Annotated in this window: 14 protein-coding genes and 1 pseudogene; 13 read left to right on the forward strand and 2 right to left on the reverse strand. The window is 73.4% G+C overall.

The window, feature by feature from the left end:
- Window positions 1-155 precede the first annotated feature (155 nt).
- The 5 genes from IO36_RS07630 to IO36_RS07650 all read left to right on the forward strand — a co-directional run bounded on the left by IO36_RS07630 (window position 156) and on the right by IO36_RS07650 (window position 5,726).
- Window positions 156-860, forward strand: a complete 705-nt coding sequence (locus tag IO36_RS07630) for a response regulator transcription factor (protein WP_037617516.1) — start codon at window positions 156-158, stop codon at window positions 858-860.
- The gene (locus IO36_RS07635) at window positions 857-2,347 is read left to right on the forward strand and encodes a sensor histidine kinase (protein WP_037617518.1); all 1,491 of its coding nucleotides are present in this window, start codon (window positions 857-859) and stop codon (window positions 2,345-2,347) included. Before IO36_RS07630 ends, IO36_RS07635 begins: the two co-directional genes overlap by 4 nt.
- Before the next feature lie 47 nt (window positions 2,348-2,394).
- Window positions 2,395-2,823 carry a hypothetical protein gene (locus IO36_RS07640; protein WP_051900149.1) on the forward strand — a complete coding sequence of 143 codons (429 nt, stop codon included), beginning with the start codon at window positions 2,395-2,397 and terminating at the stop codon, window positions 2,821-2,823.
- Entirely contained in the window at window positions 2,823-3,017 is a 195-nt protein-coding gene (locus IO36_RS07645; RefSeq protein WP_037617520.1) for a hypothetical protein, read from the forward strand. The genes IO36_RS07640 and IO36_RS07645 overlap by 1 nt, the downstream gene beginning before the upstream one ends.
- 363 nt (window positions 3,018-3,380) lie before the next feature.
- On the forward strand, window positions 3,381-5,726 hold the full coding sequence (locus tag IO36_RS07650) for a SpoIIE family protein phosphatase (protein ID WP_158997268.1): 2,346 nt from the start codon (window positions 3,381-3,383) through the stop codon (window positions 5,724-5,726).
- A gap of 109 nt (window positions 5,727-5,835) precedes the next feature.
- Here the strand turns inward: IO36_RS07650 and IO36_RS07655 are convergent, their stop codons facing one another.
- A complete protein-coding gene (locus IO36_RS07655) occupies window positions 5,836-7,077 on the reverse strand; it encodes an NAD(P)/FAD-dependent oxidoreductase (RefSeq protein ID WP_037617523.1) in 1,242 nt (413 codons plus the stop codon).
- 482 nt (window positions 7,078-7,559) lie between these two features.
- A complete protein-coding gene (locus IO36_RS07660) occupies window positions 7,560-7,907 on the reverse strand; it encodes a PRC domain containing protein (RefSeq protein ID WP_037618426.1) in 348 nt (115 codons plus the stop codon).
- 646 nt (window positions 7,908-8,553) lie between these two features.
- On the opposite strand from IO36_RS07660, the gene IO36_RS48885 reads away from it, so the two are divergent.
- The 8 genes and pseudogenes from IO36_RS48885 to IO36_RS07695 all read left to right on the forward strand — a co-directional run bounded on the left by IO36_RS48885 (window position 8,554) and on the right by IO36_RS07695 (window position 17,111).
- Window positions 8,554-8,676, forward strand: coding sequence for a hypothetical protein (locus IO36_RS48885; RefSeq protein WP_280923716.1), 123 nt, complete (start codon window positions 8,554-8,556; stop codon window positions 8,674-8,676).
- Window positions 8,677-8,761: 85 nt separating this feature from the next.
- The gene (gene pelF, locus IO36_RS07665) at window positions 8,762-10,291 is read left to right on the forward strand and encodes a GT4 family glycosyltransferase PelF (protein ID WP_037617524.1); all 1,530 of its coding nucleotides are present in this window, start codon (window positions 8,762-8,764) and stop codon (window positions 10,289-10,291) included.
- A pseudogene (locus IO36_RS07670) lies at window positions 10,288-11,554 on the forward strand (hypothetical protein). Before pelF ends, IO36_RS07670 begins: the two are co-directional and overlap by 4 nt.
- A 114-nt stretch (window positions 11,555-11,668) precedes the next feature.
- Window positions 11,669-12,670 carry an SDR family NAD(P)-dependent oxidoreductase gene (locus IO36_RS07675; RefSeq protein WP_037617526.1) on the forward strand — a complete coding sequence of 334 codons (1,002 nt, stop codon included), beginning with the start codon at window positions 11,669-11,671 and terminating at the stop codon, window positions 12,668-12,670.
- Between the two features lie 33 nt (window positions 12,671-12,703).
- A complete protein-coding gene (locus IO36_RS07680; protein ID WP_037617528.1) occupies window positions 12,704-13,417 on the forward strand; it encodes a sugar phosphate nucleotidyltransferase in 714 nt (237 codons plus the stop codon).
- Window positions 13,418-13,424: 7 nt separating this feature from the next.
- Window positions 13,425-14,348, forward strand: a complete 924-nt coding sequence (locus IO36_RS07685; RefSeq protein WP_037617529.1) for an NAD-dependent epimerase/dehydratase family protein — start codon at window positions 13,425-13,427, stop codon at window positions 14,346-14,348.
- Window positions 14,345-15,007: a spherulation-specific family 4 protein gene (locus tag IO36_RS07690; RefSeq protein WP_037617532.1), complete on the forward strand. Its 663-nt coding sequence runs from the start codon at window positions 14,345-14,347 to the stop codon at window positions 15,005-15,007. Before IO36_RS07685 ends, IO36_RS07690 begins: the two co-directional genes overlap by 4 nt.
- A 241-nt stretch (window positions 15,008-15,248) precedes the next feature.
- Window positions 15,249-17,111 (forward strand): M1 family aminopeptidase, encoded by a 1,863-nt coding sequence (locus IO36_RS07695; RefSeq protein WP_037617535.1) that lies wholly within the window; start codon window positions 15,249-15,251, stop codon window positions 17,109-17,111.
- The last annotated feature ends 140 nt before the right edge of the window (window positions 17,112-17,251 follow it).

A 17,251-nucleotide genomic window follows, 5' to 3' on the forward strand; every position in this document is an offset into this window, starting at 1 on the left:
TCACACACCCTTCACAATTCCCTTCGTTACCGTATCGTGCCTGGCCGGCGCCCGCGCGGGTGGACCGCGGGCGTCCGCCGCGAGACGGCTGGTGCACCATGGGCGGCGAAACGGCCCGGCCCGACCGGACCGTTCCTGCGAGCTGGGGTGTGGTGATGGGCGGAGATCGGAGCCGGGTCCTGGTCGTCGACGACGACGCGGCAATACGGCGGTCACTCGAACGCGGTCTGCGGCTGAGCGGTTTCGCGGTGGACCTCGCCGACGGCGGCGGGCCCGCACTGGACCTGGCCCGGAGGACTCCTCCGGACGCGATCGTGCTGGACGTCTCCATGCCCGGCCTCAGCGGCATCGACGTGTGCCGGACGCTGCGCGGGGAGGACAACGACGTACCCGTCCTGATGCTCTCCGCGCTCGACGAGACCGCCGACCGGATCGCGGGACTCCAGGCGGGCGGCGACGACTACCTCGTGAAGCCGTTCGCCCTGCAGGAGTTGGTGCTCCGGCTCCAGGCCCTGCTGCGCCGCCGGCCGCCCAGGGACACCGATCTGGTGCGGGTGGGCGGTCTGGCCCTGGACCCCGGGGCGCGCACCGTCAGTCTGGACGGGCGGCAACTGGAGCTGACCCGGCGGGAGTTCGAGCTGCTGCACGTGCTGGCGCACAACGCGGGCATCGTGCTCAGCCGTGACCAGCTCCTGGACCGGGTCTGGGGATACGACTTCGACGTGCGCACCGACGCGGTGGACACGTTCGTGAGCTATCTGCGGCGCAAGCTGGAGGCACCCGGCCGGGCCCGGATCATCCACACCGTCCGCGGAGTCGGGTTCGTCCTGCGCGACGAGGGACCGGAGGCCGGACGATGAGACTCTCCACCCGTATCGCCCTCGCCGTGGGGGCGAGTGTCCCGGTCCTGGTGCTGGCCACCGGCTGGCTGCTGCTGCGGCTGGTCGCCGCCGATCTGCACGACCAGCAGGACGCCCATCTGCGGCGGAGCGCCGCGGCCGTGGCGAAGGACGCCCGCGGGCTGCTGCGCGCGAGCGCCGCGGACCGGTCCGCCGCGGTCGAACGGACCCGTGAGCGGCGGCTGTTCACCTCCGCCCTGGACGTCGGCGTACGACTGGTCGGCCCGTCGGAGACGTTCACCGGCGGCCCGCAGCCGGATCCGGGCGTGGCACTCCCCGCGAACGCTCCGGTGCCGGTCACCCTGCGGGCCGGCGGAGCGTCCTGGCGGGTCCTGTCGACCCGCGTGACCGGGACCCGCCCCGGAGTGCGCGGCACCCTCTGGCTCTTCGCGCCGGACACCGCCTCCGACACCCAACTGCGCCTGGTGCGGCGGCGCGTGGTGACGGTCGCGTTGCTCGCCGCACCGCTGTCGGGGCTGCTGGCCGGAGCGGTGGCCGGGCGGGCGAGCCGTCCGCTGCGACGGCTGCGGGACAGCGCGAGCGGCCTCGATCCCCGGACCAGCGCCGCCCGCCTCGACCACACTCCGGCCAGGATCGCCGAGGTCGACGATCTGGCGCACGCCCTCCAGACGGTCCTGAGCCGCTACGACGAGCAGGCCGCCCGGACCGAGGAGGCGCTCGCCACCGCACGTTCCTTCGCCTCGGCCGCCGCGCACGAACTGCGCACTCCGCTGATGAGCATGCAGACCAATCTGGAGATCCTCACCGAGCATCCGGCCCTCCCCGCTCCCGACCGCGACGAGATCCTCGACGACCTGCGCCGCGAACACGCCCGACTGCTCGGCCTGTTGGTCATGCTGCGCGAACTGGGCCGCGGCGACCTGGTCGAGGCGGACGCCTTCGGTCCCGTGGATCTCGCGGACGTGGTCGAGGCGAGCGCCCGCGAGCAGCGGCGGCGCCATCCGCTCGCGCACATCGCGGCCGACTGCCCGCCCGGGCTGCGGGTCCACGGCTGGGAGCCCGGACTGCGCACGGTCGTCGACAACCTGCTCATCAACGCCCTGGTGCACGGCGGATGCCCGGACGGGCGCCCGGCGCGCGTCGACGTCACGGTCCGCGCGCACGGCGGCCACGCCGTCCTGTGCGTCGACGACCAGGGGCCGGGTGTCGCCCCCGAGCGCAGGGGCACCGTCTTCGAGCGCTTCGTGCGCCGCCCCGACAGTCCGGGGTCGGGTCTCGGACTCACCCTGGTCGCCCAGCAGATCGACCTGCACCGGGGCAGTGTCCGCGTCCTCGAACCGCCGTCCGGCACGGGGACCCGCGTCGAGGTCCTGCTCCCGCTGCCGAACGGCGCGGACGACGTCGAGGCGACGCTGCCCCGGCAGCGCAACTGGGTGATCACGACCGCCGGCACCCGGCCACAAGAATTCCACAAAGAGCGCTCCTAGCGTTCCGGACGTGCGGGCAACCGCCCCGGAACGAGAAGGAGTTCAGCATGGCGAGCACACCGAGGAAGACGCCGGCGGCGTCGAGGACCAGGACGGCCGTCGTCTCGCTGCTGGCGGTCGGCGCCCTGCTCGGCGCCGCGGGCGGCGCGTCGGCCGACGGTGGCGGGACGAAGCCCTCGGGTGCGCCGACGGGCGACGGCGCCAAGGCCCTCTGCAAGCGCGCCCCGAAGATCGACCGACGGATCGACCGCATCCTCGGCCGGCTGAACGGGGACGCCTCGCAGCGCGGTTCGATCGCCCGGCTGGAGCAGCGGGTCGCCAACGCCAAGTCCGCGGGACACACGCAGATCGAGACGTACCTCGACCACCGGCTCACCTTCCGGCGCTCGCTCGTCCCGACGCTGGAGAGCCGGCAGAAGGATCTGGCGGACGTCCAGAAGTGGTGTGCGAGCCACGGTGACGGAGCCGGCTCCTGATGCGCGCGCGAGGACTGGCACTCGCCCTCGCCGCGACCGCGCTGCTCCTGACCGGGTGCGGCGGCCACGGTGACACCGGGAACGCCCCCGCCTCGCCCGCCCCCGCCTCCACGGACGTCGCCCATCTGCGGAAGCTGGTCGACGGCGCGGAGTCCGCGGCGAGTTCGGCCGAGTCGGACATGGCCCACGACTGACCCCCGGGCCGGGCGGGGTGCGCGCTCGGGGGGGGCGGGACCCGGCCGCCGCGGGTACGGCGCCCCGCGGCGGCCGCCGACCGACGGCGACCGACAGCGCTCGGCGGCGATCGGCGGTGGCCGACGACGACCGGCGCCGTGGGTCCCCCGTCCAGGGCGCAAGGGCTCCCGCGCCCGGCCCGGGCCGTCCCCGCCCCGGCCGCATCGCCTTGCGGTACGGCCGGGTCGTAGGATGATGACTTTGTGGACCATGAGCGACAAAGGAGACATGGTCCCCGACATGGCCTCCTCCGGTGATTCAGCCGTCGAAGTCGTCCCTTGACACGGGGGTGCCGGCCGGACGCACAGCAGAGGTGATCACCGGTGAATGCCGCCACTCCGCTGATGGTCGTCGACGGCGCCGGCGTCGTCGTCCGGTGGAGCCGCCGGGCACGCGAGATCTGGCTGCGCTCGGACGCCGAGGCCGTGGGACGAACTGCCCTGACCCTCGTCGCGCCCGACGTCGCCGACCCGGAAGCATCCGGCCGCGGCTCGGAGTCCGGGGCCGCTCCCCTGGTCGTCCACGACGCCGGCGGACACCCGGTCGACCTGCGGGTCCAGGTGATGCCGCTCCCCGACGGGACCCTCGCCTGGGGCGTCTTCGAGGCGACGGGCTCCACCGCCCTCGACGGCACGCGGACCTCGGTGTCCGACATCCTGCGGGCCAACGCCCACGAGGCGTTCTTCGTCCTCGACCCCGCGCTGCGCGTCCTCAGCGTCAACGAGGCCGCCGCCGCGCTGTGCGACGTCGCCGCGGACCAGACACTCGACCGGCCGCTGGGCGAACTGTGCCGTCCCTCCCGGCCACAGGAGTTCGAGGACGTCCTGCGGCGCGCCCTCGCCGACGGCACGCCCGTCACCGATCACCCCGTGGGGCTCGAACCGGTGGAAGGGTCGGCATGGGAGCGCTTCGCGAACCTGTCGATGTTCCCGCTCGGGGACGGGCGCGGCGCGGTCGTCTCCATGACCGAGGTCACGGAGCCACTGCGGACCATGAGGCGGCGGGAGGCGCTCGGTTCGGTGCGCGAGCGGGTGGGCCGGAGCCTGGACGTCGTCACGACCTGCCAGGAGCTGGTGGACGCCCTGGTGCCCGGCTTCGCCGACATCGCGGTGGTCGAGGTGGTCGACGCGGTGGTGCGGGGCGAGGACCCGCCCCTCAGCCCCCTGGGGCGTGACGTGCCGCTGCGCCGCGCGGCCTTCCGCATCGACGGACCCGCCGAGCGCGCCCAGGCCCATCCCGTCGGGGACGTGCGGGCCGTCCCCGCGCCGACTCCGTACTCGCAGGTGCTCGGCGATCTCAAGCCCCGGGCCGTCACCCTCGACGCGGACACCCCCTGGCTGGACGCCGACCCCGAGCGGGCCCGCGCCATCCGCGCCTCCGGCGCCCGGGTGCTGCTGACCGTCCCGCTGGCGCTGCGGGGCACCGTGCTCGGACTCCTGAGCCTCTACCGCGTACGGCCGCACGACGCCTTCGACTCGAGCGACCTCACCGTCGCCGAGGAGCTGGCCGCACATACCGCGCTGAGCCTCGACAACGCCCGCCGCTACACCCGCGAGCACACGATCGCCGCCGCGCTGCAACGCCATCTGCTGCCGCCGGAACCCCCGTCGCGGACGGCCATCGAGTTCGCGCCCCTGCACGTCCCGGCCGACGCGGGAGCGGGTACCTGGTACGACGCCTTCAGCCTGCCCGGGGCCCGTACCGCGCTGGCTGTCGGGGAGGTCGCCGGAAGCGGCATCGACGCCGCCACCACCATGGGACAGCTGCGGACGGTGATCCACTCGCTCGCGGCGCTCGACCTGGACCCCGACGAACTGCTCGCCCGCCTCAACGACGCGGTCGTCCGGCTGGCCCACGAGCGCGCGGCCCTGCCCGCCAGCGATCCGCTGGGCCGGCAGCCGCTGCGGGCCAGTTGTGTGTACGCGATCCACGATCCGCTCCAGGAGACCTGCGTCATGGCGTCCGCCGGTCATCCCGCGCCCGTGGTGGCCCATCCCAACGGAGTGGTGCACGTGCCGCGCATCCCGACGGGCCCGCTGCTGGGCAGCCGGGACGGGCCGCCCTTCGCCACCGCCTCGGTCCCCGTGCGGGACGGCAGCGTCCTCGCGCTGCGCACCGCCTCGTTCCCGGTGTCCGAAGGACCGGACGACGACGCCCGGGACCCGTTGCGCGTGGCGCTCACCCGACTGGACCGGCCCCTCGGCGAGATCCGGGACGAGGTCCTCTACCGGATGAGCGACACGGCGGGCCGCCATGACGTCCTCCTGTTGCTCGCCCGCACCCGGCCCTTCCCTCCGGACCGGGTCGCCACGTGGTCCCTGGAGTTCTCACCCACGGCGGCCGCGACGGCACGGCATCACGCCCGGGACCGGCTTCAGGAGTGGGGCGTGGGCGAGGAGACCGCCTACGCCACCGAGCTGATCGTCAGCGAGCTGGTCACCAACGCCGTGCGGTACGGAGCGTCGCCCGTCCGGCTGCGTCTGATCAAGGGCGGGATGCTCACCTGCGAGGTCACCGACACGGGCGGGGCGGCGCCACGGCTGCGCCACGCCCGCACGGCCGACGAAGGCGGACGCGGCCTGTTCATCTGCGCGCAGCTCAGCCACAACTGGGGCATCCGCTACTCCGCGCAGGGCAAGACGATCTGGACGCAGCAGACGCTCGACTAGGCGGCGCGGAATCCCGGCGGGCCGCGGCAACCGGCCCGACTTCGGCACCGGCACCGGCACCGGCACCGGCACCGGCCGCACACGGACCGCGCACGGCCACCGCTCCCGGCTACCGCGCCAGGTCGGCCGCGACCTCGCGGGCCGCGCGGGCGCCCGACGCCAGCGCGCCCTGCACCGAACCCGTGGCCCGGTGGTCCCCGCACACATAGCGGCCCGGGGCGACGCGGGCGGTGCGGGAGAGCGGCTGCGGGGGCGGCATCGCGGGCAGGGCGTCGGGGACGGTACGGACGGTCAGCAGGTCCCAGTCCGTCGTGACGGTCCCGTACACCTCGGCGAGCGCGTCGCGCAGCCAGCCCTCCTGGCCCTCCTGGTCGTGTCCGAGCACCGAGGTGGCGATCAGGGACATGCCGGGCGGGGCGTAGCCGCGGACCACCTCGCTCAGAACGCAGGTGTTGAGGAAACGCCGTCGCGTGTCCGTCACCAGGACGGGTTCGGCCAGCGGCGTCCGGGGCGCCGCGTGGTAGTACGTGGTCACCACGCGGTAGTCCGGCAGGCCGAGCCCGGGCAGCAGCCGGGCGGCCGGGCCCGGCCCCGTGGCCACGACGACGGCCCGCGCGGGGTGTTCGTCCCCGTCGTCCGTCCCGATCCCGTCGTCCGTCAATTCGGCGACCGGGCTCCCGAGGTTCACGACGCCCGGGGGCAGCGCCTCGGCCAGCTTGCGCGGCACCGCACCGATGCCGGCGCCGGGCAGACACAGGGTTCCGCGCAGCATGCTGCGCCAGACCAGATGGAACACCCGGCCGGAGGTCTCCAGCTGGTCCTCCAGGAACACGCCGGACAGGAAGGGACGGAAGAACCGCTCGACGAACTCCTCGGAGAACCCGGCCGCGGCCAGCGCGGTGCGGGTCGTACGGTCCTCGCCGCGCTTGAGCCATCCGGCGGGAGCGAGCATGTCCCGGCCGGAGAGGGCGGCCAGCGCGAGGAGGTCACGGGTTCCCGCGAGTCGCCCCGGACGCAGGTCGCCCAGCCGCCTGCTGCCGCGGGTCGGGTCCTCGAACCGCATGGGGCCGTCCTCCGTGTGGACGAGGACACCCGGCGTGAAGGGCCGCAGCCTCAGCTCGCGCAGGGCGAGCCGGCGACGGACCTGCGGATAGGAGGTGTTGAAGACCTGGAAGCCGCGGTCGACGACGAACCCCTCGTGGTCGTCGGAGCGCATTCGGCCGCCCACCCCGTCCGAGGCCTCCAGGAGCCGGACCGTGAGGCCGTGGCCGACGAGATCGCGGGCACACGCCAGACCGGCGAGTCCGCCGCCGACGACCAGGACATCGGGCACACCGCGCTTGGCGGTCATGGGCACCATCCTCACAGCAGCCGGTCCGTCCGCGTGCCGGCGGGCGCGCGGGGCGGGGCCCGGGCACGGGCCGACCGGCCGGCGCCGTGGCACGCGCCCTCCTGTACCGATCTTCCCGCCGGGCCCGCCGGGCGGATGCGGGGCCACGCCGGTGGACCGGCCCCGGCACGTCCTGACCCCCGCGTCCGGAGGCGGTGTCCGGGCGTCGGCCCCGGAGAGGCCGGGCCGTCCGGGGAGGCCCGGCGGCGCCGCGGGCACTCCGGAAAACCTGGAGGCCAGGACGGAATAAGAGGATAAGTACCGCTGTTGCCCCTTATGTGAAGCGGAGCGGCCTCCGCACACCAGGTAAGCGGCCCCGGCCGGTCTCCCCCGTCCGGCCGGGGTCCCCTGTGAACGGCGTCCGCCGTCCTCGGCGCCCCACGACAGCGAAGAACCGCCGGTGCCGTCCCGCGCAGGGACGGCACCGGCGGTTCGCCGTCGCGTCAGTGGCCCGAGCCGTAGTGGCCGCCGAGCTGGTCGCGGTAGTGCGGGTCTCCGAGGTGCTTCTCCTGGTCGAACTCCGGGGCCGCCTTGATCTCGTCCTTGGTCCGGGCGACCTGGACCGTCCTGTCCTCGTGACTGACCGCCGTGATCGTCCCGGCGGGCAGCAGGACCTCCTTGCCGAAGATCCACACGCCGGTGTCGACGACGATGTACTGAGAACCGACCTCGTCGGAGTGCTTGTCGACCTTGCCGATGTGGCCGTCGATCGCCTCCACCCGGTAGCCGGAGAGGTCGGCGTCGGGCGTGTGCCCGCTGGTCGGGCCGTAACCCCAAAGGTTCTCGTTCACGAAGCAGTCCTCCATCTCGTCAGCGGATGCGCGCCGCGATCCCGTGGCGGATTCCCCGGCGCGCCCTTCGATGACCGGATGACGATCACCATCTCCCGGCGCGTTCTGCGCCGGAGACCGACGGGTGTCCCGTTCCCGGCCGCCGACACCCGCTCCCCGGAATTTCCCGCCCGCGCCGACACGCGCTCCGACGCCCCGCACCGACGCGCTCGGCCCTCCGACCGGCCCCGGAACGATTCCGTCCGCGCACAGGTCCTTCACAGAACCACGTCCGGACTGTCTTGAAACCGACGACGCAGCCGAAATTCGTTGCGGTCTGGACCATTGACGGCCAAGTCTGCCGGAACGTCGCACTCCACTTCCGGACCACCCCGGGCGGGGCAAGTACAGGAACGTTTCACTGGGTAATCGATCGACGTCACAGAGTGATGAGGACGTCTTCGTCGCACTCCTCGATGATCACCCGTTCGATGGACGCGCTTTTTCGTCACGTTGCGCGGGAGGCGCACGAAAGCTCCACAGAGACACCACTATGTGACACGACGAATACGTGACGACCACGTCTGAGGGGGGTGTGGCGTCGCGTCAGGGGGTGGACGCTCACGGGAGCGGTGCTCACCCCTGCCCGGGGAGGGGACTTCACCGCATGAAGCGGACCACGCACACGGCCGCGCCCGAACACGGCGCGCTCATCGACCCGTTCGGACCGGACCCGGCGCGGCTGCCGGCGGACGTGCCCGAGCGGGTCCTCCACAGCCCGGACCGCTGAGCCGGGCACCGACCGAAGGTCCCGGCCGCGCCCCGCGCGGCCGGGACGGGCCCGACCACCCCGACCTCGGCCGTGGAGCACATCCATGCACGTTCCCCGCGACGCGCGCGCTCTGACCTCGACGCGCGTCACCCTGCTCACCGAAGGCACCTACCCGCACAGTCACGGCGGCGTCAGCGTCTGGTGCGACCAACTCGTCGACGGCATGCCCGACGTCGACTTCGGCGTCATCGCCGTGACCGGCACCGGAAGTGAACCGGTCGTGTGGGACATCCCCGCACAGGTCGTGGACGTCGTCGCGGTCCCCATGTGGGGGCCCGCGCCCGGAGGCCGCCCGCCGCTCGGGCGGCGCCGCAGGCAACTCGTCTCCGCCTACGAACAGTTCCTGACCGCCCTGCTCGACCCGTGCGCGGAGGACCTGTTCCCCTCCGCCCTGTACACGATGGCGGGAGCCGCGGCGGAGGGGACGCTGAGTCCCTTCCTGCGCGGCGACCGGGCGATCGGCGTCCTGGCCGGGGTGTGGAACCGCCCGGGGCTGGCCGTCCGCGAGGCCGGACCGACCCTGCACGACGCCGTCACCGCGACCGCCCTGCTGGAGCACGCGCTGCGCCCGCTGGCGGCGCCGCTGCCCGAGTACGGCGTGGCGCACGCGGTCAGCGGCGGCGTCGCGGTGCTGCCGGGGCTCGCCGCCCTCGAACGCCACGGTGTACCGCTGCTGTTGACCGAGCACGGCGTCTATCTGCGCGAGCGCTATCTCGGCTACCGCACGGCCCCGTACCGCTGGCCCGTCAAGGCGCTCGTGCTGGGCTTCTTCCGGCTGCTCGCCGAGGAGACGTACCGGCGCGCGGCCCTCGTCACTCCGGGCAACCGCTACAACCGGCTGTGGGAGGAACAGGGCGGTGCCGCGCCCGAGTCGATCCGCACCGTCTACAACGGCGTGGACCCGGCCATGTTCCCGCCGGCCGGCCCGGAGCCGGAGCGGCCGACGCTGAGCTGGGCCGGCCGCGTCGATCCGATCAAGGACCTGGAGACCCTGATCCGGGCGTTCGCACTCGTACGGTCCCAACTCCCGGACGCGCGCCTGAGGTTGTTCGGCGGCACACCGCGCGGCGGAGAGGCCTACCGCGAGCGCTGCGAGGCGCTGGCCGCCGAGCTGGGACAGGCGGACGCGGTCACCTTCGAAGGCCGGGTCGACGACATCAAGGACGCCTACGCGGCGGGCAACGTCGTGATGCTCTCCAGCATCAGCGAGGGCTTCCCGTTCACACTGATCGAGGCCATGTCGTGCGGGCGGGCGACCGTCTCCACGGACGTGGGCGGGGTGCGCGAGGCCGTCGGCGACAGCGGACTCGTCGTGCCGCCCCGTGATCCGGGCGCCATGGCCGCCGCGGCCCTCGACCTGCTCGCCGACACCCGGCGGCGGGCCGCGATGGGCGAGGCCGCCCGGCTGCGGGTCATCGAGCAGTTCACGCTGCGGCAGACCGTGGACACCTTCCGGACCATCTATCTGGAGCTGTCGGCGCTCGGCCGGATCGTCGCGGGCGTACCCGCGCCGGTGAGGACCCCGCTCGCCGCGCCCGCGGGCGCGTCCACGGCGAGGAGCCTGGCCGGATGAGCGGGCCCATGGCGCTGGAACCCGGGGGCACCGGGGGCGACACCCTGTCGCTGCGGCTCGCCGACGACCGTCCGCCCGCCCCTGGAGTCGGAGGGGCTGACCGCCGAGATCATCCAGGAGCGGTACGGACACCCGAACCTGTTCTCGCTCGCCTCCGCCCTCTACGAGCGGGTGCCGCGCACCTTTCCGGAGCCGCCGGAGCCGGCCGACCCGTGGCGTCCGGACCCGGTGCGCTGCGGCCTGCGCGGCGCCTTGTTCGCGCTGCCCGGCCTCGCCTATCTGCTGACCGGGCGGCTCTGGCACCCGGAGGACCTCGACGCCCTGGTGGCGGCCGGTCTCGTCTCCTGGGCCTGGGGCCAGGCGCTCGGCCACCGGGCCCATCTGCGGATGGCCGCGGGCCGGCGCGAGGCGGGCCGGACCCTGCTGAAGGGGGCACCGCTCGGCGCGCTCGCCGCGACGGCGGCGGGGGCGCCGCTGGGCGGCTCCGTCACCGCGGTCGGGGCCGCCGCCGCCCAGTCGGTGTACCTCGCGGCGGCCGGTGTGCTGCTCGTGCTGGGCGGGGAGCGGCTGCTGCTGGCCGCGCTCGCCCCGCTGACCGCCGGGGCGGCCGCGCTGCCCTGGTGGGACCCCGGGACCGTGCCGCGCGTCGCCCTGCCGCTGCTGTCCGTGCTCGGCGCGGCCGTCGTGGCCGGCCTGGCGCTGCGGTCCACGCGTACCGCCTCCCCGGCCCCGGGCGGAGCCCGTCCCTCGCCGCTGCGGTCGCTGCCGTACGGCCTGTTCGGGCTGTCGGCCGGTGTGCTGGTGCTGCTGGAGGGGCGGCAGCACCCGTACGCCGTGATCGCGCTGACGGTGAGCATGGGGCCGGCGGAATGGCTCCTGTACCGGTATCGCGGGATGTCGGTGGGGGCGCTGCGCGCGACCGCGACCCCGGCCGCCTTCCTGCTGCGTTCGACCGGTGTCCTCTGTCTCTGCCTGCTCCTGTACGTGCTCCCGCTGCTGCCCGCGGCGCTGCTCACCGGCGCGGAGCCGGTGCCGCTGCTGCTGCTCGCCGCCACCCTGTGGACCGCGTTGCTGCTCCAGGCCTTCGGGGCCGCCTGGCAGCCGGCCCTCGTCTGTCTGACGGCGGCCTGCGGTGCCGCCGCGGCCATAGCCCTCGGCCTCCTGCCGGGCGCCGTCGCGCTGACCCTGGCCTGCGGCCCGGCCTGCGCCTGGCTGCTGCTCCGTGCCGTACGGCTGCTGGGCCGGCCCGCGTCGCACGCCTGAGCCGCCCTCTCACCTTCTCGTCCCCGCACGGCCCGTCCGGACATGTCCGGAGGGTCGCCGTGCCCTCGTCCGCATCACCTGTCACCTGAGCAACCAACCGGAAGGACCAACGAGTTGACCACCCAACCGCTCGCCGCCGTCACCGGAGCCGAGGGTTTCATCGGTTCCCACCTCACCGAGGCGCTGGTCGCCTCCGGACACCGGGTGAGGGCGATGGCACAGTACAACTCCTTCTCCTCCTACGGCTGGCTGGAGACCCTGCGCCCCGAGGTCCTGGACCAGGTGGAGATCGTCCTGGGCGACGTCCGGGACCCGGGCTCGGTCCGGGGGCTGGCCGAAGGCGCCGACTGCGTCTACCACTTGGCCGCGCTCATCGCGATCCCGTACTCCTACCAGGCCCCGCACAGCTATGTGGACACCAACGTCACCGGCACCCTCAACGTGCTGGAGGCGGTGCGGGCGCTCGGCACCCCGAGGCTCGTGCACACCTCCACCAGCGAGACCTACGGCACCGCGCGGACCGTGCCGATCACCGAGGACCACCCGATCAACACCCAGTCCCCGTACGCGGCTTCGAAGGCGGGCGCGGACCGGCTGGCCGACAGCTACCACGCGAGCTTCGGCACACCGGTGGTGACCCTGCGGCCGTTCAACACGTACGGCCCGCGCCAGTCGATGCGCGCGGTCATCCCCACGGTCATCGGCCAGGTGGCCGCGGGCGAGCGCACCATCACCCTCGGGGATCTGCGCCCCACCCGCGACTTCACCTTCGTCGAGGACACCGCGCAGGCGTTCCTGGCCGTGGGTACGGCGCCCGCGGACGGGGTCGTGGGCCGCACCTTCAACGCCGGTACGGGCGGCGAGATCTCCGTCGGCGACCTGGTGGCGCTGATCGGCAAGGTGATGGACACCGCCCTCGACGTCCGCGAGGACACGGACCGCATCCGGCCCGCCAACTCCGAGGTGATGCGGCTGGTCGCCGACGCGACCCGGCTGGCCGCGGCGACCGGCTGGAGCCCGGCGCACGACCTGGAGCGAGGGCTCGCGCGGACCGTCGAGTTCTTCCGCGAGCCGGCGAACCTGGCCCGCTACAAGACCGGCATCTACAACATCTGATCCGTCCCGCACGACTCACGAAGGAAGAACCTCATGCACGCAGTGATTCTCGCGGGAGGCAAGGGCGTCCGCCTGCGGCCCTACACCACCGCGCTGCCCAAACCGCTCGTTCCCATCGGCGACCAGCACGCGATCCTGGAGATCGTGCTCCGCCAGCTCGCCTCCTGCGGCTTCACCAGCTGCACCATCGCCGTGGGCCACCTGGGCGGGATCATCCGCGCCTACGTCGGCGACGGGGCCAAGTGGGGCATGGCCATCGACTACTCCACCGAGGAGAGCCCGCTGGGCACCATGGGCCCGCTGCTGACCATGCGGGACCGGCTGCCCGAGTCGTTCCTGGTGATGAACGGCGACGTGCTCACCGACCTCGACTTCGGCGACGTCCTCGCGCAGCACCGGATCTCGGGGGCCCCGCTCACCATCGCGACGTACGCCCGCAAGGTGCGGATCGACTTCGGGGTGCTGACCACCGACGAGCGCAAGGTGGTCGCGTTCACCGAGAAGCCGAGCATGGACTACCGCGTCTCGATGGGCGTCTACGGCCTGTCGCGCTCGACGCTGGAGAACTACACGCCGGGGCTGCCGCTGGGCTTCGACGAGCTGGTCCTCGACCTGCTGAGCGGCGGCGACGAGCCGCACGCCTACGCGTTCGACGGGTACTGGCTCGACATCGGCCGCCCGGACGACTACGACCGGGCCAACGCCGAGTTCACCACCCGCAAGTCGCTGCTGCTCAAGGGAGCCTGACCACCGCATGCGCATTCTCGTCCTGGGCTCCACCGGCTATCTGGGCGGCCATGTCGTGGAGCACCTGCGCGCCCTCGCGGGCGTGCGGGTGCTCCACGGCGGGCGCTCGCCGGCCGCGGAGTTCGCCATCGACCTGGCCACCGCTCCCCGGGAGCGGCTGGCCGCGACGCTGGCGGCGGCCGCGCCCGACGCCGTCATCAACTGCGCCGGTGCGACCGGCGGCGACGCGGTGACCCTCGCGGAGGTCAACTCCCGTGGTCCCGCGGTCCTCTGCGCGGCGCTGCGGGAGGCGGCGCCGGCCGCCCGGCTGATCCATCTGGGCTCGGCCGCCGAATACGGGCCCGGTGTCCCGGACACCGCCACGGCCGAGTCCGCGGCCACCCGGCCGCTGAACCCGTACGGGGCCACCAAGCTCGCGGGCACGGTCACCGTCACCACCTCCGGTCTGGACGCGGTGGTTCTGCGCGTGGGCAATCCCGTGGGCCCGGGAGCACCGGCCTCGGGGCTGCCGGGCCGGATCGCGGGACTGCTCCGCGGGGCGGGTCCGGACCCGGACGCGGTCGTCCGGCTCGGCGATCTCTCGGCGTACCGCGACTTCGTCGACGCGCGTGACGTGGCCCGGGCGGCGGTCGCCGCGGCGACGGTCCCCGGGCAGCTGCCGCGGGTCCTGAACATCGGGGGCGGCAAGGCCGTCCCGGTGCGCGACCTGGTGACCGGGCTCGCGCGGGTCGCCGGGTTCCGGGGGCGCATCGAGGAGAACGGCGGCGGTTCAGCCCGCTCGGGCGGGGTGTCCTGGCAGTGCTCCGACATCTCCGCGGCCGAGGAGGCTCTCGGCTGGCGGCCGGCGCTGACCCTCGACGACTCGCTGGCCGCGCTCTGGGCCGTGGGAGCCGGTGCCGCCCCCGGGGCCGGAGGCGGCTTCCCCGCATGAGCCTGCTGATTCCGCTCTACGTCCACCCGGCCGAGGACCCCGGCGCCTGGCACCGGCTGATCGGCGCGGCCGACCGGACGTACGGCGTCGTCATCAACCCGGCCGACGGGCCGGGCGCGGGTCCCGATCCCGCGTTCACGGCGGCGGCGCACGCGCTGCGCTCGGCGGGTGCCCGGCTGCTGGGCTATGTGGACACCGACTACGGCGCGCGCGATCCCGCTCTGGTCGCCGAGGAGGCCGCGCGGCACCGGGACTGGTACGGGACGCAGGGGTGCTTCCTGGACCGGGTGGCGCCGACCGCGGCGGAACTGCCGGGCTGCAGACGGCTGGTGCAGAGCCTGCGCCGGCTCGGGGCGGCTCCGGTCGTGCTGAACATGGGCGTCCACCCGGCGCCCGGTTACACCCGCTTCGCCGATCTGATCGTCACGTTCGAGGGTCACTGGTCCACGTACGTGTCGGCGTTCAGCAGGCCGCCGTGGACCGCGCGCCACCCGCCCGAGTTGTTCTGTCATCTGGTCTACGGCGTCCCCGAGGCACTCGTCCCGCTGGCCGTCCGCACCGCGCGGGACCGCGGTGCGGCGGTGGCCGGTCCGGTGACCGGCGAACTGCCCAATCCCTGGGCTCGGTTGACGCCGGCGCTGAGCGAACGGGAGTGCTGAGCGCGGCTTTTGGCGGCCGGTCGGGCAGTGCCGTTCCACTTCTTCCGACCCCATGGCATGTCTAGGTCAAATCTGCGAGGCTTTCCGATGCCGTCGCCCTGACCCCAGGGTGACGGCACGGAAATCTCACCAGGCGACCGCGCGCACCCGCACGCGGCCGCGGCCGGCCAGCGGCGCACCCCAGTCGTCCCGGCCGGCCACCGAGCAGGCCGGAATCCCGGCCGCCTCAAAGGAGTTTCGTGTGAGACCGACCCCCCTCAAGGCCCTGGCGGCACGCGTCCTCACCGTCGTCGCCCTGGCCGCAGTCTCGCTTCCCGGCACCCCCGCGGCAGCCTCGCCGGGCACGGCCCCGGCCGCCGCGGCCGCCTGCACCCCCTCCCAGGTGGTGACCAACGGCGGCTTCGAGAGCGGTACGTCCCCCTGGACCCAGTCCTCGACCAGTGTGATCACCAGCCGCAGCGGCCAGAGCGCCCACGGCGGCACCAGCTTCGCCTGGCTGGACGGCACCGGCGGCACCCACACCGACACGCTCTCGCAGAGCGTCACCATTCCGTCCGGGTGCAGCAGCGCCAGCCTGACGTTCTGGCTGCACATCGACACGACGGAGACGACCTCGTCGACGGCCTACGACAAGCTGACGGCGAAGATCGGCAGCACCACCCTCGCGACGTACTCGAACCTCAACAAGGCGTCCGGGTACGCCCAGAAGACGTTCGACGTCTCAGCGTTCGCCGGCCAGACCGTCACCCTCGCCTTCACCGGCACCGAGGACTCCAGTCTCCAGACGAGCTTCGTCCTCGACGACATCGCCCTGAACACCTCCGGTGGCACGACGCCGCCGGCCGACTCGACCCGCACCCCCGCCGCCCCCGGCTACACGGTCAACCTGACCAGCAACACGAGCGGGACCAGCTGGAGCGGGCACGAGAGCGTGACCTTCACCAACGCCTCCTCCACCTCGCTCAGCGAGGTGTACCTGAGGCTGTGGGACAACTACCACGGCACCTGCTCCGCGATGCCCATCGTCGTGAGCAACGTCAGCGGCGGCACCGCCGGTTCGCTCTCGGTGAGCTGCACGGCCCTCCAGATCAGCCTGTCCTCGCCGCTGGCCCAGGGCCAGAGCGCCACGATCGGCTTCGACCTGGCCATCACCGTGCCCAGCGGCGCCGACCGGTTCGGCTACGACGGCGCCTTCGTCAACATCGGCAACGCCCTGCCCGTCCTCGCGGTCAAGGACGGATCCGGCTGGCACCTGGACCCCTACACCAACAACGGCGAGTCCTTCTACTCCCTGGCCGCCGACTTCAAGGTGACCCTGGACCACCCGACGAGCCTGCTCGTCCCGGCCACCGGCACCTCGGTCGACACCGCCGGATCGAGCGGCCGTACGGTCACCACCGCCACGGCGTCCAAGGTCCGCGACTTCGCCTGGGCCGCGGGGCCGTTCAGCAAGATCTCCGGCACCTCCACCGCCGGCACCGCGATCAACATCTACTCCGTGACGGGCATCAGCTCCTCCGACTCCCAGTCGATGCTGGCCACCGCCAAGTCCGCGGTGGACGCCCACGCTGCGCGCTTCGGCGCGTACCCGTACGGCGAGCTGGACGCGGTGATCGACAACAACTACTGGTTCGGCGGCATGGAGTACCCCGGATTCGTCCTCGACCTGGTCAGCACCACGGCGCTGACCCACGAGATCGGTCACCAGTGGTTCTACGGGATCGTCGGTGACGACGAGTACAACAGCCCGTGGCTGGACGAGGCGTTCACGGACTACGCCACCGACCTGGCGCAGGGCAAGACCGGCACCAGCTGCTGGAGCAGCGTCTCCTGGGCCTCGTCCGCGGAGAAGATCACCAACTCGATGGCGTACTGGGACGCGCACTCGTCCCGCTACTCCACCGTCGTCTACGGCTACGGCAAGTGCGCCCTGCACGACCTGCGGCGCGTGCTCGGCGACACGGTGATGGCCAACCTGCTCAAGAGCTACGCCACTTCGCACTGGTACGGCGTCTCGACCACGGCCGAGTTCAAGGCGGCCGCGCAGGCCGCCACGACCACGGACCTGACGTCGTTCTGGACGACGCACCGCATCGAGGGCTGACCCCTCCGCCCGGGGCCCGTTCCCGGGTCCGCCGCGGTGACACCTCCGGGAGTCACCGCGGCGGGCATGGCCGGCCGGGTCGCGGGCAGGTTCCGCCGTACGGCGGCTCCCGGTCCGGGAGCACGGCGCCCGATCATGGG

The organism is Streptomyces aureus (assembly GCF_000725495.1).
Lineage (GTDB): Bacteria > Actinomycetota > Actinomycetes > Streptomycetales > Streptomycetaceae > Streptomyces > Streptomyces aureus_B.

Coding starts and splice junctions, on each gene's coding strand:
- IO36_RS07655 (WP_037617523.1), bottom strand. CDS start 7,077: ATGACCGCCAAGCGCGGTGTGCCCGATGTCCTGGTCGTCGGCGGCGGA.
- IO36_RS07640 (WP_051900149.1), top strand. CDS start 2,395: ATGGCGAGCACACCGAGGAAGACGCCGGCGGCGTCGAGGACCAGGACG.
- IO36_RS07680 (WP_037617528.1), top strand. CDS start 12,704: ATGCACGCAGTGATTCTCGCGGGAGGCAAGGGCGTCCGCCTGCGGCCC.
- IO36_RS07690 (WP_037617532.1), top strand. CDS start 14,345: ATGAGCCTGCTGATTCCGCTCTACGTCCACCCGGCCGAGGACCCCGGC.
- pelF (WP_037617524.1), top strand. CDS start 8,762: ATGCACGTTCCCCGCGACGCGCGCGCTCTGACCTCGACGCGCGTCACC.
- IO36_RS07630 (WP_037617516.1), top strand. CDS start 156: ATGGGCGGAGATCGGAGCCGGGTCCTGGTCGTCGACGACGACGCGGCA.
- IO36_RS07645 (WP_037617520.1), top strand. CDS start 2,823: ATGCGCGCGCGAGGACTGGCACTCGCCCTCGCCGCGACCGCGCTGCTC.
- IO36_RS07635 (WP_037617518.1), top strand. CDS start 857: ATGAGACTCTCCACCCGTATCGCCCTCGCCGTGGGGGCGAGTGTCCCG.
- IO36_RS48885 (WP_280923716.1), top strand. CDS start 8,554: ATGAAGCGGACCACGCACACGGCCGCGCCCGAACACGGCGCGCTCATC.
- IO36_RS07685 (WP_037617529.1), top strand. CDS start 13,425: ATGCGCATTCTCGTCCTGGGCTCCACCGGCTATCTGGGCGGCCATGTC.